The 15008-nt window shown below is 68.1% G+C and carries 14 protein-coding genes and 2 pseudogenes; 8 read left to right on the forward strand and 8 right to left on the reverse strand.

Going from position 1 to position 15008, the window contains the following annotated elements; genetic code table 11:
- From ABZ671_RS31295 to ABZ671_RS31320, 6 genes and pseudogenes are all read right to left on the reverse strand, one after another.
- Positions 1–665 (reverse strand): AMP-binding protein (locus ABZ671_RS31295; RefSeq protein WP_357864880.1); only part of this gene is annotated, 665 nt, incomplete at its 3' end.
- Positions 666–714: 49 nt separating this feature from the next.
- Complete coding sequence (locus tag ABZ671_RS31300; protein WP_357864881.1) at positions 715–1908, reverse strand: ABC transporter substrate-binding protein; 1194 nt, start codon at positions 1906–1908, stop codon at positions 715–717.
- Positions 1909–1995: 87 nt separating this feature from the next.
- Positions 1996–3660, reverse strand: coding sequence for an NAD(P)/FAD-dependent oxidoreductase (locus ABZ671_RS31305; RefSeq protein ID WP_357864883.1), 1665 nt, complete (start codon positions 3658–3660; stop codon positions 1996–1998).
- Between the two features lie 129 nt (positions 3661–3789).
- Positions 3790–4527: an ABC transporter ATP-binding protein gene (locus ABZ671_RS31310; protein WP_357864885.1), complete on the reverse strand. Its 738-nt coding sequence runs from the start codon at positions 4525–4527 to the stop codon at positions 3790–3792.
- Positions 4524–5195, reverse strand: a complete 672-nt coding sequence (locus ABZ671_RS31315) for an ABC transporter ATP-binding protein (RefSeq protein WP_357864898.1) — start codon at positions 5193–5195, stop codon at positions 4524–4526. Before ABZ671_RS31315 ends, ABZ671_RS31310 begins: the two co-directional genes overlap by 4 nt.
- A 234-nt stretch (positions 5196–5429) precedes the next feature.
- A pseudogene (locus tag ABZ671_RS31320) lies at positions 5430–7217 on the reverse strand (ABC transporter permease); the annotation flags it as partial.
- 326 nt (positions 7218–7543) lie between these two features.
- On the opposite strand from ABZ671_RS31320, the gene ABZ671_RS31325 reads away from it, so the two are divergent.
- The 8 genes and pseudogenes from ABZ671_RS31325 to ABZ671_RS31360 form a co-directional block, all read left to right on the forward strand.
- Complete coding sequence (locus tag ABZ671_RS31325) at positions 7544–7993, forward strand: MaoC family dehydratase (protein ID WP_357864886.1); 450 nt, start codon at positions 7544–7546, stop codon at positions 7991–7993.
- A gap of 46 nt (positions 7994–8039) precedes the next feature.
- On the forward strand, positions 8040–8576 hold the full coding sequence (locus ABZ671_RS31330) for a MaoC family dehydratase (protein WP_357864887.1): 537 nt from the start codon (positions 8040–8042) through the stop codon (positions 8574–8576).
- 16 nt (positions 8577–8592) lie between these two features.
- Complete coding sequence (locus tag ABZ671_RS31335; RefSeq protein WP_357864889.1) at positions 8593–9036, forward strand: OB-fold domain-containing protein; 444 nt, start codon at positions 8593–8595, stop codon at positions 9034–9036.
- Positions 9033–10223 (forward strand): lipid-transfer protein, encoded by a 1191-nt coding sequence (locus ABZ671_RS31340; RefSeq protein WP_357864890.1) that lies wholly within the window; start codon positions 9033–9035, stop codon positions 10221–10223. The genes ABZ671_RS31335 and ABZ671_RS31340 overlap by 4 nt, the downstream gene beginning before the upstream one ends.
- A gap of 27 nt (positions 10224–10250) precedes the next feature.
- Positions 10251–11021: an SDR family oxidoreductase gene (locus ABZ671_RS31345; protein ID WP_357864891.1), complete on the forward strand. Its 771-nt coding sequence runs from the start codon at positions 10251–10253 to the stop codon at positions 11019–11021.
- Between the two features lie 149 nt (positions 11022–11170).
- Positions 11171–12352 (forward strand): thiolase family protein, encoded by a 1182-nt coding sequence (locus tag ABZ671_RS31350; RefSeq protein ID WP_357864892.1) that lies wholly within the window; start codon positions 11171–11173, stop codon positions 12350–12352.
- Between the two features lie 14 nt (positions 12353–12366).
- Positions 12367–13128, forward strand: a complete 762-nt coding sequence (locus tag ABZ671_RS31355) for an enoyl-CoA hydratase/isomerase family protein (protein WP_357864894.1) — start codon at positions 12367–12369, stop codon at positions 13126–13128.
- Positions 13129–13587: 459 nt separating this feature from the next.
- A pseudogene (locus ABZ671_RS31360) lies at positions 13588–13891 on the forward strand (transposase); the annotation flags it as partial.
- Between the two features lie 173 nt (positions 13892–14064).
- Here ABZ671_RS31360 and ABZ671_RS31365 read toward each other — a convergent pair.
- Both ABZ671_RS31365 and ABZ671_RS31370 read right to left on the reverse strand, forming a co-directional pair.
- Positions 14065–14517, reverse strand: a complete 453-nt coding sequence (locus ABZ671_RS31365) for a DoxX family protein (RefSeq protein ID WP_357864896.1) — start codon at positions 14515–14517, stop codon at positions 14065–14067.
- Positions 14518–14904: 387 nt separating this feature from the next.
- On the reverse strand, positions 14905–15008 hold a 104-nt coding region (locus ABZ671_RS31370), incomplete at its 5' end, for a transposase (RefSeq protein WP_357864900.1).

Raw genomic sequence — 15008 nt, forward strand, 5'->3', positions numbered from 1 at the left:
GCACCCGGCAGCTCGTCGCCGAGGACGCCCGGCTGCTCGCCTTCCAGGGCGCACCCACCAACGCCCGCTGGCTGTCCACCGGCGGGGTCGGCGGCCACCTGCGGCAACATTCCGTCGACTCCCGCGGCCTCCAGGTCCTGCAGGCTGGACGCGCTCTCGCGGCATGAATCGCCGGTGGGGAAGACGAAGACCTTCTCCAGGTCGGGCAGCTGGCGGCCGCCCCCGTGCTCCCAGCCTGGCTCGAGCTGGTCCAGGAAGGCCAGGTAGTCCAGCCCACGGAAGGTGTCCATCGTGATGAGCACCTTGGTGTTGGACTGCTTGAGCACGTAGCCGAGCTCGTCCCTGCGGTTGAGGAAGTTGATCGGCACAGCCACCGCCCGAGCCCGAGCAATGGCGTACTTCACCGCGACGAACTCCGGGTAGTTGCCCATCACCAGCCCGACGTGGTCGCCGGGCCGTACGCCCGATGCCACGAGGCCGCGCGCCAGCCGGATCGACCAGTCGCGGATATCCGCATACGTGTACGTGCGGTCGTCGGTGATGACGTACGGGCGCTCGGGGAACTCCTCCGCGACGACGTCGAGGACCTCGTCGATGGTTCGCGGCGTCCACGGCGCAAAGCGCTTCTCCAGCTCCGCTCGACGCTCGTGCACCGACATCCTCATCTGACTGCTCCTCTCCGGGTCCGCAACTGGTCAGGCCGCGGACGCATGGTCACTCCGACTCGGGCAGGGTGTCGTACCTGGTGATGGCAACGAGCTTCCCGCCCTTGATCTGGTACATCGCGGCCTTGGTGGCACCGGCGTGGGTCTGGTCGGTCCAGGTGACCGACGGGGTGAGCCCGTAGGCCTGGTCCTCGCCCTTGATCGCCTCGATGAAGCCCTCGCGGGTCAGCGCCGCGCCGCCCTCGGTGGCCTTCTCGACCCCCGCGACGATGGCCGCCGCGAAGCTGGACGCGGACTGCGCAGCCTGTGCCGTGATCGCGTCGGGGCACGCCTTCTGCATGATGTCGAGGTACGTCGACACACCCTCGTTGCTGGTTTCCGAGAGAGGGGTAGCGAACTGGGACACGTAGGTCCCCTCAGCCAGCGGGCCGGCGAGGTCGAGGTAGCTCGGCGTATATGCCGGGAACCACGACACCCAGGTCGGGTGGTAGCCGATGCTGTCGCTCGCCTTCTGCAGCGCAGCCAGGCCGGTGTCCAGCAGGAAGGAGTAGACGACCTTCGCGCCGGAGGCCTTCAGCTTGTTCGCCTGCGCGGTGTAGTCGGTGCTCGTGGAGGCGATGGCCTCGCTGGCCAGCACCTTGCCGCCGTGTGCCTCGACGTACGCCGGGAAGGCTTTCGCCGCGGGCTCGCCGGCCTCGGAGTTCAGGTAGGCGATGGCGGTCTGGGTCTCGTGAAGCTCGTCGATGATGAAGCGCGCGCCGCCTGCGGCCTCGCGGGCGTAGTTGGGGTTGATGCCGAACATCGCGTCGTACTTCGGCGGTGTGAAGACAGCCCCGTCGGCGGTTGCGAAGATCGGGATGCCGCGCGGCTTGATCGCCGGAAGGGCGGCGTTCATCGTCGCGGTGCCGTCGGTGAGCATGAGGAAGACATCGTCGCTGACGAACTGCCGCGCGATGTTGGCAGCACGGCTGGGGTCGTACTGGTGGTCCCGCGAGATCGTCTCGAACGTGTAGCCGTTGATGCCCCCGGACTTGTTGGCAGCGTCGAGGTACGCCTCGACCGTGCACTTGAGACTCAGCCCGGACGACGCGGCCGCGCCGCTCTGGATGGAGGAGATGCCGATCGTGATGGTCTTGTCGCCGGAGATTCCGCCTTCGGTCGATTCCTTGCCGCCGCAGGCGGCGAGCGAGGCGGCGGCAAGTGTGGCGACAGCGGCGATCGTGAGCTTGGGCTTGATGGCCAAAATATCCTCTTTCACAACGCGTCGAGGTCGACGGAACTCGGTTGGTGGGGGAGTGGAACGGGGTGCGAGGCTCGCTGCGGGGCGAGGTCAGCGCGCTGTGGCTGATTCGACCTCGTGCGACTGGCGATCTGTGCGGCGCTGCGCTACCTCGGATCCGGTGATGAGGTCGAAGCCTTCGTAATCGTTGGCGGCGACTTCGTCGCAGATGCGGCGGTAGCCACGGTGACCTCCGGTGTAGGGCATGAAGACGCGCGGTTTACCCGGCACATCGGCGCCCAGGTACCAGGACGCCGCCTTGAGGTAGAGCGTTCGGCGGGCGCGTTCGTTCACGTGCTCGACCCAGGCGTGCTCGGCCTCGGGTGTCGCCTCGATCTCCGCGACGCCACGCGCTCGGGCGGTGTGGAGAAGCTGCACGATCCAGTCGACGTGCTGCTCGATGCCCAGCAGCACGTTGGCGAGCACCGACGGGCTGCCCGGCCCGGCGATGATGAACAGGTTCGGGAAGCCCGTGGTGCCCAGGCCGAGGTACGTGACCGGGCCGGCCGCCCACTTCTCGCGCAGGGTCTGCCCGGCACGCCCGACGATCGTTGGCTTCAGGAGCGACCCCGTGAGGGCGTCGAATCCGGTGGCGAACACGATGACGTCGAGCTCGTGCTCCCTGCCTCCGGCGACGAGGCCGTCGACGGTGATGCGCTCCAGCGGCTCGGCGCTGATGTCGACCAGAGAGACGTTGTCGCGGTTGAACGCCTCGTAGTAGCCGCTGTCAACCGCCGGGCGCTTCGCGCCGAACGGGTACCCGTACGGCGTCAGCCGCTCCGCGGTCCGGGGGTCCTGGACCTTGAGGCGGATCTTCTCCCGGAGGAAGTCGGCGACCTTCTCGTTGGCCTTCTCGTCGAGGAGAATGTCCGGGTAAGCCAGGGCGAAGCCGAAGCCCGCGGCCTGGTACTGCTGCTCGAGCCGCTGGATCCGCTCCGCCTCCGTGGCTTCGAGCAGCGACTTCTTGCCGGGGTCGAAGCCGAGACCGTTCGCCGACATCCGGGCGGCTTCGCGGCGCGTCGCGTACCGTGCCTTGATGTCGGCGTCCTCGACGTCGTCGATGGGTCGGTTGTTGGCCGGCACGGTGAACGTGGGCGTCCGTTGGAAAACGGTCAGGTGGGCTGCCTCGCGGGCAACAATCGGGATCAGCTGCACGCCGGACGAGCCGGTGCCGATCACTCCCACACGCTTGCCAGTGAAGTCGACTGGGTCGTGCGGCCACTGGCCGGTGTGCAGGACCTGGCCGGCGAAGTCGTCGAAGCCCTCGATCTCGGGAAGTTTGGTGACCGACAGCTGACCGGTAGCCATGATCACGTACGCCGCGTCGTACTGCTCGCCGTGCTCGGTCTGGACGGTCCAACGCGACGAGTCCTCGTCGAACTGCGCCTTGACCACGCGGGTGTTGAGCTTGACGTAGCGGCGCAGGTCGAAGCGGTCGGCCACATGCTCGATGTAGCGGAGGATCTCAGGCTGGGTGGCGTAGCGCTCGGTCCACCGCCATTCCTGCTCCAGCTCTTCCGAGAAGGAGTACGAGTAGTCGTAGCTTTCCACGTCGCAGCGGGCGCCCGGGTAGCGGTTCCAGTGCCACACCCCACCGATGCCGGAAGCGGCCTCGAGGGCCTGGACGGTGAAGCCTGCTTCACGGACGGAGTGAACCGCTCGGAGACCGGCGAGGCCGGCGCCGACGACGATCACGTCCACCTGCGAGCTCTTCATCAAGCACCCTTCCTTCAGTTCCGCGTCACGCTAAGTGGGTGGCGCAGCGCGTGTCAACGCTAGTGTTGATCCTCGGGATGAGGAGTGGTCGTTTGTCATCGCGATGACTTGTCGTGGCTGGGCGAGACGTCAATCGACGTTTGCGCCCAGGTATGCCGTGACAACCCGTTCGTTCCTGGCCACCTCGGCGAACGTGCCGTCGGCGATGACAGCGCCGGAGTCGAGCACGTAGACCTGGCTACACAGCTCACGAACCGTCGGCATGTCGTGCTCGATGAGCAGAACAGCGCAGCCCAGGCGGTCGAGCCCGTCGACGAGCGCCTCGAGGAACGTCTCGGGCTCGCTCAGGCCGGCGACCGGCTCGTCGAGGAGCAGAAACCGCGGTTGCCGCACGAACGCTCGACTCAACTCCACCAGCTTGCGTACGCCGTACGGGAGGGCACCCGCTGGGACCTCGGCGTACTTTTCGAGGCCGAAGGCGGCGAGTGCGGCGCGGGCACGGTCCTCGCGAGCCCGGCTGCGACGCGGTATCCCGACCATCGGGACGTCGAGCGCGGTCGTGACGTTCTCGAGCACGGACATGGAGCCGAACAGCTCGAGGTTCTGGAACGTCCGCCCGATGCCCAGGCGTGCCCGCAACGGTGCCGACAGCTTGGCGACGGACCTGCCGTAGAGTCGCACGTCGCCTTCGTTCGGCTTGAGACCTCCGGCCACGCAGTTGACCAGGGTGGTCTTGCCCGCGCCGTTGGGACCGATGAGCCCGACGCGGGCTCCTGGGGCAACGGAGAGACTGACATTGCGCAGGGCGTGGATGCCGCCGAAGCTGACGGAGACGTCGATGACCTCCAGGGCCGGCTGGTCACTCACTGTGAAACCTCCAGGTAAGAGCCGCGCAGCGTGGGGTCCTCGGCGACGTCGGCGGCGGAGCCGGACAGCACCACCCTGCCTCGTGCGAGCACGTACGCTCTGTCGGCCAGCCTGAGGCTGGCATGGGCGTTCTGCTCTACCAGCAGGATGGAGACCCCGGAGCTTGCGATGTCTCCGAGGATCTTGAAGACCTGCTGCGAGATGAGCGGGGAGAGGCCGAGCGAGGGCTCGTCGAGCATCAGCAGGCGGGGTTTGGCGATGAGGGCGCGCCCGATGGCGAGCATCTGCTGCTCACCGCCACTGAGGGTGCCAGCGGCCTGGCTCAGACGATCGCGCAGGATGGGGAAGTGGCCGAACACCCGCTCCACGGTCTCCTCGTCGACGGTGCCGTCGGGTGTCGCGAATGCCCCGGTGAGGAGGTTCTCGTGGACCGTGAGATCGGGGAAAATCCCACGCGCTTCAGGGATGTGCCCGATGCCGTCGCGGGCGGCGACCGCGGGGGAGTGCCGGGGCCAGTCGGGCAGGCGCTGACCTGCCCACGTCATGCTGCCGCGGTCCAGCGGTATCACTCCTGAGATGGCTCGCAACACCGTCGACTTGCCCGCGCCGTTGGCACCGAGCAGGGCGACGACCTCTCCCTCACCGACGACGAGGTCCACGTCCCGCAGGACCGGCTCGCTCCCGTACCCGGCGCTGACCCCGCTGAGCTCGAGGACCGGCCCGACGTCCGCGCGAGCGTTGACCTTCCCCGCGGCACGCACGGCCGGCTCGGCCGTGACGAGGCCGTCGAGGTGCGAGTTAGCCGAGCTGGGCCCGTCATCGGTGTCGTCTGCGGCCGGGGGGGACGTGGGACGGGCGAACAGTCCGGCAAGGCCGCGCGGCGCGAGGAACAGGACCAGCAGCAGCGCGACTCCGAACATCAGGTTCTGTGGAATGCCGAACCCGTCGGTCGCGTCGGGGACCACTGTGATGAACAGGGCTCCGAGGAAGCTGCCGAGAATCGAGCCCGGACCGCCGAGCACGACTGCGAGGAGCGCGTAGATCGAGACGAAGACGCCGTAGCTCTCCAGGCCGACGAAGCCGATGAGCATGCCGCCGAGCGCCCCGCCGAGCGCGGCGAGGGCCGAGCCGAGCGCGAACGCCCCGAGCTTCACCTGCGCGGGCCGGAGGCCGAGGGAACGGGCGCCGTCCTCGCTGTCGCGCACGGCTCGCCAGGCGCGCCCGACCGACGACCGTGCCAGCCACGCCACAAGCGCACCGACGGCGACGGCGACGGCGAGCAGGAACCAGTACATGTCCGACGGCTCGAAGAGGAACGCCGGCGGAGTGAGGGGCAGGCCGCTGGCGCCGTTGGTGAGGTCCTTGAAGTACAGGATCAGCTCGGGCAGCGCGAAGGCGAAGATCAGCGTGAGCAGGGTGAGGTAGATGCCGGACAGCCGTGTTGCCGGCAGGCCCAGGAGGGCGCCGCCTATCCCGCCGACGACGACCGCGAGGGCTACGCCGACCAGCGGAGGCAGCCCGCGCTCGACCGAGATCGCTGCGGTGTACGCGCCGATGGCGAGGAAGGCGCTGTGTCCCAACGACACCTGACCGGTGAACCCGACGAGCACGTTGAGGCCCAGCACTCCCACGAACGTCGCCAGCGCCGTGGCGAGAAGGAAGAGGCTGCGGTCGGCGGCCAGGAATGGCATCACGGCCAACAGACCGAGTAGCACGACCCAGCCGACGATCTTGGCCCGCCGGGAGACGGTGAGGGACGGAAGGGCCAGTGTCGGGCGTTGACGCGTCGAGCTGCCGGCAGTCCGGCGGCGAGGCGCGATCCTCGGCTCCGGGACCTCCCTCTCCTGGCGACCGAAGAGCCCGTTGGGCCTCAGCACGAGGACCAGGGCGATGCCGAGGAAGGTGTAGGTCGAGATCAGCCCTGCGTCGAGGTAGCTGAGCAGCAGGTTGGTCACCACGCCGAAGGCCAGCGCGCCGAGGACGACTCCGATGATGCTGGTGAAGCCGCCGAGCACCACTGCTGCGAAGGCGGTCAACAAGAAGATGGTGAAGCTACTGGGCGACAGGTAGGTCAGCGGCGTGACCAGCAGCGCCGCGAGGCCCCCGTACACGCCGCCGAGCGCCCACGCGTACCTCCTGACCCGTGACACGTCCATCCCGAGTAGCGCAGAAGTCAGCGGACCGGAGCTGACCGCGCGCATGCTGATACCCAGCCGGGTCCTCATCACGACGAAGAACAGCACAGCCGTGGCGGCGACACCGACAATGGCCACGAAGGCCTGGTTCGCGCTGAGGGAGAAGCTCCCCGCGCTCAGGCCCGCGCCACTGAAAGCAGGGGCGAGACTCTTCGGCGCGAAGCCGTAGCGTAGGCCGATCAGTCCTTCGACGATCAGGAGCGCTCCAAGCGTCCCGAGCGCGATGGTGAGGTGGGGCCGCTGCCGCAGCGGTCTGGCCACGCCCACCTCCAGCAGCGCTCCCGTCAGGCCGCCAACGACGATCCCGGCGACGATGACGAGCGGGTAGGGCAGGCCCACGGCCAGCAGGTCGCTGGCCGCATAGGCCGTGACCGCGCCGATGCCGCCCATGGCGAAGTTGAGCACCTTGGAGGTCCGGTACACGACGACGAGGCCGAGGCCGGCGATGGCGTACAGGACGCCCATGACCAAGCCACTGATGACGACGGCAGTCACAGATGTGCTCCGTTGGTGAAGGGTTTGGGACGCGTGACACCGGTCACGTGTGGGACCAGCCTAAACAGGTTCGAGCGCGCAGGTCAACATGTGCGTTGACGGGCCTCTGCGGCGGATCGCATCGCCTTGACTCCGGCGATCGTCAACAGCTACGTTGACAGCCGTCAGGACGCCATGCGCACCTCGTTTCCGGCGCCCCTGGCCGCCCTTGACGGAGCACCTCTCCTGGACCGGCATCGCGGGCGGAAGCCTCGCAGTTGTCCCGCATCCGTACAGGAGAACCTTCGACCGGCCGGCGACAAGCCCGAGGAAAGGCTTTCGACAGCATGCAGAGGACAGGCAGCGGCGCACCTCCGGCGCAGGGACTGCTCACCCGCGACACCCCAGTGGGGCACGAACTCACCGGCGTGAAGAAGAAGGCGGCGATCCAACTCATGGGGTCGCGCCTGTGGGGCCGATTCAACCCCAACCACTGGGACCCCGTGTACGCCGCGGAGACCGGCCTCCCCGCTCCCATCCAGACCGGCGAGATGTCGACCGCCTACCTGGCAGAGATGTGCGTGAACCACTTCGGTCGGAACTTCTTCCGCAACGCGCGGATGGAATGCAAATACGTCGCATCGACGTACGCCAACGAGGTCATCACCACCTACGGCATCGTGCGCGAAAAGACGCCGAAGGGTGACGGCTACCGCTTCAAGGTCGAGATCTGGGCCGAGAACGAGGACGGCCAGAAGAAGACCGTGGGCTGGGTCGAGGCAGATGTCGATGTCTGACTCGCCGACCAGGTCCGCCAGCGCAAGCCCGAGAGAGAGCACCTCGATGGCCGCCACCGTGCCGACGACGGACGCGCTGCGTCCGATGACCGAGATTCAGGTCCAGCAGACGCGGGACTTCGTCAACAGCCTCAATGAGAAGTCACAGGCGTACTGGGACATGGTTCAGATCGGGGACGAGCTGTCGCGCGACCTCACGATCACCCCTGAGCTCGTGATCATGTACGCCGACGCCGTCGAGGACTACAACCCGTGGTACGAGGCGTGGCTCATGAACTCGTGGCACATCGAGGGAGAGTCGCCCTTCGGTGGTGCGATCGTCCCGCCGATGCTCGTGTCGCACTTCGTGCTGGCGGTGCAGTTCGATCACACGAAGCCCTTCGCGATCGGATCGATTCACACCTATCACGACTCGCAGATCGTCGAGCCGATTCCCGTGGGCGCCACGGTCCGCATCCACACCAGGGCCGCCGACAAATTCATCAAGCGCGACAGGCGCTACGTGCGGCACGAGGTCACCGTGACGAATGTCGCGGACGGCACCCTGTACTTCACCGAGGTCCGGGACATTCTGTCCCGCTGAGCGCGAGGAACCGAACGTGACAACCAGTCAGCAGGTGCCGGTCGCCGACGAGTTGTTCGAAGTGTCCGTCGATGGCGCTGCCGCCCTCGTCGGGTCCCGGTGCACCGGATGCGGCACCCACTACTTCCCCAAGAGCCTCAGCTGCCGGAACCCGCGGTGCGAGACCAAACGAGTCGAGGAAGTCCTCCTGGGCCGGCACGGCACCCTGTACAGCTACACCGTGCAGGGCTACCGCCCACCCGCATTGTTCGGGATGGATCCGTGGACCCCGTACGCGATCGGCCTCGTCCAGCTGCCGGAAGGACTCCGGGTGCTGGGCATGCTGACCGGCTGCGACCTCGACGAGATTCGGATCGGCATGCCACTGCGGCTCCTGGCCGAGCCGCTGTACCGCGCCACCGACGGACGCGAAGTCCTGACCTACAAGTTCTCACCGCTCCACGAGGAGGAGACGTCATGAGGCCCGTCTACGTCCTCGGAGTGGGGGCTCACCCGTGGGGAAAATTCCCCGACAAGTCGCAGTTGCAACTGGCCATCGAGGCGCTCACGGCGGCACTGACGGACGCCCGGCTCGGTTGGCGTGATCTCCAGGGCCTGGTCGCGGCCAGCTCCCGATTCGAAGGCGGGATGGGCTGGGGCCTGCACGCCAACGAGGTGATGCAGGCCATCGCCGAAAACGGTGCGCCGGCCATCAACGTGGGCGGTGGTTGCGCGGCTGGTGGCATCGCGGTGCACACGGCTGCCACGATGATCGCCAGCGGCGAGTGCGAGGTGATCGCAGCCCTCGGCGCGGAGCGCATGCCGAAGGGGTTCATCCCTCGCCCACCCGGCATCCCCGACGACATCACCGACACCGACTACCTACGGTGGGTGGCAATCGGCGCCACCAACCCGGCCTACTGGGCGATAGAGGCGCGCAGGCGCATGCACGAGCTCGGCACCACAGCCGAGACCTACGCGCAGGCGTCGGTGCTGATGCACGACAACGCGGTCGCCAACCCACTGGCGCGCTATCGGAAGCCGATCACCGTCGAAGACGTGCTCGCATCAGCCATGGTCAGCGACCCGCTGCACCTACTGGAGATATGCGCCGTCAGCGACGGCGCCGCGGCGATCGTCCTCGGCTCGGAGGCGCAGGCACGCCGGCTCGGAGTGCCACTGGTGCAGGTGGCCGGCTCGGCTGTGGCCACAGGACGATTCGGTGATCCCGCAGTGCGCATCCCTACCATCTCCATGAACGCCGACCCCACAGTGCAGCACACCAGCGAGGTGGGCGGCGCCGTACGAGCCGCGCTGGAAGCCGCAGGCATGGGGCCGGGCGACGTCGACCTCCTCGAGATGGCGGACAACTCCGCCTGGCACGTCCTGGCCTGGCCAGAGCTGTTCGGCTTTCTGGAGCCCGGGCAGGCCGACTGGATGATCGAACGCGGTGAGCTGGGCATCGGGGGCAAGCTGCCGGTCAACCCCAGCGGCGGATTCCTGTCGTTCGGCGAGGCCACGACCGCACAGGGCGTCCTGCAGGTGTGCGAAATCGTCTGGCAGCTGCGCCAGCAGGCGCAGGGACGTCAGGTCCCAGGCGCGCGTGTGGGCCTCTCCGCCGTACTGGGCCTCGGGGCCAACGGCGCGTCCGTGGTGCTCAAGAGCTAAACCTCTCCGACGACAAGGAGCACGAGCATGGGCAGGCTTGACGGCAAGGTCACGATCGTCACCGGTGGTTCCAGTGCCATCGGCCGGGCGATCGCGCTGCGGTTCGCAGACGAGGGCGCACGCGCCGTCATCGTGGCGGACCGGCGCGAGGACCCTCGCGAGGGCGGGACGCCCACCCACGAGCTGATCCGCGAGGGGGGCAGCGAGGCGGTATTCGTCCAGACCGACGTCACGGATCTGCGTGACCTCCAGCGCGCCGTCGAGGCCGCCGAATCATTCGGCGGGGTCGACGTCCTGGTCAATAACGCCGGCCTGCTGCGCTCCGGACGGTTGGTGGACATGACCGAGGCCGACTACGACGCCATCATGGACGTCAACGTCAAGGGCGTCTTCTTCGCCTCGCAAGCGGCGGTACGGTCGATGCGCAATGGACGGCGGCCCGGAGTCATCATCAACCTGTCATCGATGGGTGGACTACAGGGCATGCCAGGAATTTCCGCATACTGCGCCGCAAAGGGCGCGGTCCGGCTCCTGACGTACTCCCTCGCAAAAGAGCTGGGCAAGCACGGAATCCGGGTCTGCGCACTGCACCCAGGTGTGATCGACACATCGATGACTCGGGTCGACGTACCCGCAGTGGACGACTCGGAGAGCTCTATCGACCCCAACGTCGCCCTCCGACGGTTAGGGACGCCTCAGGACATCGCAGGCGCGGCGGTCTTCCTCGCCTCTGATGAGGCCACGTTCATCACCGGATCGTCACTGACGATCGACGGCGGACAGCTCTGCATCGGTTGACGACTCGGTTGCTCCTACCGGACTGACGCGTGCCTCGCCGCGCAGAGGCACGCCCGATATGGGGCATGGGTGGATGACGTGTCGCCGGGGTGCGGCGACGTGGCGGTGACGGAACGTGCCGGGGATGCGGCACGGCTATCTGGAGGTGAATGGTGAGCTCGGAGAAGATTCTCCTCGTTGACGGGGCCCGAACCCCGGTGGGCAGCTTCGGCGGTGCCTTCAAAGGCGTGCCGGCCCATGAACTCGGGGCCACCGCTGTCAGGGCGGCCCTGTCCCGGGCGGGCGTACCCGCCGAGGCGGTCGACGAGGTGGTCATGGGCTGCATCGGCCAGGTCGGCCCGGACGCGTACAACGCGCGCCGGGTCGCGCTGGCCGCCGGACTCCCGGTCGGTACCCCCGCGTACACGGTGAACCGGTTGTGCGGCAGCGGATTGCAGGCGATCTGGTCGGCGGCGGCCCAGCTTCGGTGGGGCGGCGCGGACCTGATCGTGGCAGGCGGCGACGAGAACATGACGCGGATGCCGTTCTACGACTTCGACGCCCGGTCGGGATACAAGCTCGGCAACCGCACCCTGGTCGACGGCACCGTGATGATGCTGACCGATCCGTTCCACGGCATCCACATGGGTATCACCGCGGAGAACGTAGCCCGCAAGTACGGCGTCTCCCGCCAGGATCAGGACGAGTTCGCGCTGGAGTCGCAGCGGCGCGCGGCGTCGGACGCGGCCACGGCGGCCTTCGGCGCGGAGATCGTCCCGGTTGAGGTCGGTGGGCGCAAGCCGGTGACGGTCGAGCGGGACGAGTACCCGAGGCCGGAGACGACGTTGGAGGTGCTGGCCGGGCTGCGGCCCGCCTTTGAAGCGGGCGGCACGGTCACGGCGGGCAACGCGTCGGGCATCAACGACGGCGCCGCCGCTGTGGTGCTGGCCCGGGAATCCGTTGCGGCGGAGCGGGGCCTGACCGCGCTGGTGAGCCTGGAGGCGGTGGCGACCGCGGCGATGGAGCCGGAGTTGATGGGCTACGCCCCGGTGCTGGCGCTGAAGAAGCTCTTCGACCAGACGGGCACGACTGCCCGTGACATCGACGTGGTCGAGTGCAACGAGGCGTTCGCGGCTCAGGCGGTGGCGGTGATCCGGGACGCGAAGCTCGACCCGGAGCGGACCAACCCGTACGGCGGTGCCATCGCGCTCGGCCACCCCGTCGGAGCCACCGGTGCCATCCTCGCGCTGCGGGTGGCCAAGCATCTGGCCCGCGCCGACGGAGAACTCGGCATCGTCACCATGTGCATCGGCGGGGGACAGGCCATGGCCGCCCTCTTCCGCCGCGTCTGAGAAAGGACCGATCGTTGACCGAGCCCGTCCTGTACGTCGTCGACGGCAACGTCGCCCGAATCACCCTCAACCGGCCGAAGGCGTCCAACGCCGCCGACCTGCCGACCGCGTACGCGTTCGAGGCGGCGGTGAAGCGCGCCGGCGCGGATGACGAGGTGCGGGCCATTCTGCTCAGCGGGGCCGGTCCGCGTTTCTGCGCCGGTGGTGACCTCGCAGCGATGGCGACGGCCGAGGCCCCGGCCGGCTACGTACGCGAGCTGGCCCTGGCCTTCGACCGGGGCCTGCGCTGCCTGGCCGCGTTGCCCAAACCGGTCGTCGCCGCGGTGCACGGGGCGGTCGCCGGCGCGGGCCTGGGCGTCGTGCTCAGCGCGGATTTGGTGGTGGCCGCCCGCTCGACGAGGTTCGCCTTTGCCTACACCGGGGTGGGGCTGACCCCTGACTGCGGGGTGTCCGTGCTGCTGCCCCGGGCGATCGGCCAGCAGCGCGCCCTGCAGATGGCGCTCACGCCCCGTCCGCTCAGCGCCGAGCAGGCACGAGACTGGGGACTGATCGCCGAAGTCGTGGAGGATGAGGTGGTGCTGGCACGGGCGACGGCAATCGCCGAACAACTCGCGGAAGGCCCGAGCACCGCATACGGCGAGGCCAAACGTCTGCTGCGCAACGGTTGGGAGGCCTCGCCCGAGGACACCTCACGAGACGAAGCCGATACCATCGCCCGTCTCGTCGCTGGCAAGGAAGCCGCCGCCCTCATCGCCACATTTTTTGCCCGAAGCTGACTGACCTGGGTGGGCGAGGCAACTCGCCCGGCCAGGGCGCACCGACGAGTACGGAGTTACTTTTTGATCGTCCCCCAGCTGGGGACTCCTCGGCCGCCCGGCCGGATATGACTTACCGCCCCGTCGTACGCATGATCCGGGGGTGTGTCGTCGGGCCGGGTGGCGCCGGCGGACCGCAGACGGCGACCCGGCCACCCCGGGTCGTCCGTAGGCACACCCCCGCGGCGATCGGCTTCTGATCTGGGGGATCAATCTGTCGACGGAGAAGACGCTGGCTGATGGTCTCCAGCGCCTCTCCCAAGTCAGTGATATCTCACGGACGGTCCGGGAAGGCTCGATGATGCCCGACCTGGATCGCACCGCCACCTGGCCGTTGGCCTGCATGTCCGGCACGGGCCGGCAGACCCCGGCAGACCGCTGGTTTCCCAGTGACATCTCCGACGCCCGATGGGCACTGATCGCACCAAGGCCGGCCGCGACCCGTAGCCCAGCGCTGCGGTCATCGATACACAGAGCGTGAAGACGTCCACGAACCCGCCGACCGCCACAAAGAACCGACGCGGCCAAGAAGATCGTCGGATGTCAACGCAGCGTGGTCACGGACACCTTGGGACTGTTGCTGGCAGTCATCGTCATGGCCGCCTCCGCAACCGAGAACACCGCCGGAATCCGGGCGTTGGACCAGGTCAAGGCCACTCATCCCACCGTCACCAAGACATGGGTGGACGCAGGCTTCAAGAAGCAATTCGTCGAACACCGCGCCCGCGGCCGGCGTCCTGCATACCGCCGCACCTGAGCTGACACGAGCGGCAGCCGCGGAGCAGGTGCTCCGCGGCTGCCGCCCGTGTCCCCGAGCCTGGCGCATACCGAGGGCGCTGTCGTGGGAAGGCGCGCAGCAGTCGCGCGATTGTCACCGACCCAGCAGGTCGTTCACGCTCAGGCCGCAGCGGTCCGGGGCGCCTGACGGTCCGCCCTGCGGGACAGCCGGGGCGCGATGAGCCGGTCCAGGCTGAAACGTCCTGCGCCGACCGCGGCGAGCAGGAGAGCCGCTGCACCGAGCGCGAGCACAAGCTCGAACCCGTTGTCATTCACGAAGACCCCATTGCTGAGGTGGACGATGAGGAAGGCGCCGAGCATGTTGAGCGCGAGGAGCAGGCCAGCCACGGGCACTACGAGCCCGACCAGCAGGGCGACACCACCAACGAGTTCGACGAGCGCCGCAAACCAGGCGCTCGCCGTCGGTAGCGGGACGCCCATCTGGTCGAATGCCGCAGCTGTGCCGTCGAGGCCCCATTCGGTGAGCTTTTGCCATCCGTGGGCGATGAAGATGACACCGACGGCGACACGCGCGACGAGCGCGGCCAGGTCACGCAGCAGGACGTTTTTCATGAAGAACCCCTTCTCGACGGGAACGATTTGCGTGATCGGCCCAGCTCACGGCCAGCGGCGGGCCAGCCGGCGCTTGGCGGGGCAACCTGCCCCGGGCCGGCAGCGGGCGGCATGTCACCAGGCCGCTCACCTGAAGTTACCGCGAAAGAATTTGATTCGTCAAGTATTGAAATCTCAATTAACTTGGAGTTCGCCCTCCAGCGCGGCGTAGGCACGTGCGAAGACCGCCCGCCCTCGCTGGGAGGACGGGCGGTGCGGGGGCGGTATCCGAAGGCCATGCCGCCAAGGTGGTCGCCTGGCCTGGCAGCGGGTGAAGACGGATCAGGTGTCGCCGGTTCAACTCCTGGTAGCGAGGGATCCCGGTCCTTAGGGCCGGGAGGAATCGCGTCACGAACCGGGACGTTTCTGGTTTTCGATGTACTCGCGGATGACGGCGAGGGGTGCGCCGCCGCATGACCCGGCGAAGTACGACGGGGACCACAGGTGGCCGT

The sequence above is a fragment of the Micromonospora sp. NPDC006766 genome, assembly GCF_040636055.1.
Lineage (GTDB): Bacteria > Actinomycetota > Actinomycetes > Mycobacteriales > Micromonosporaceae > Micromonospora.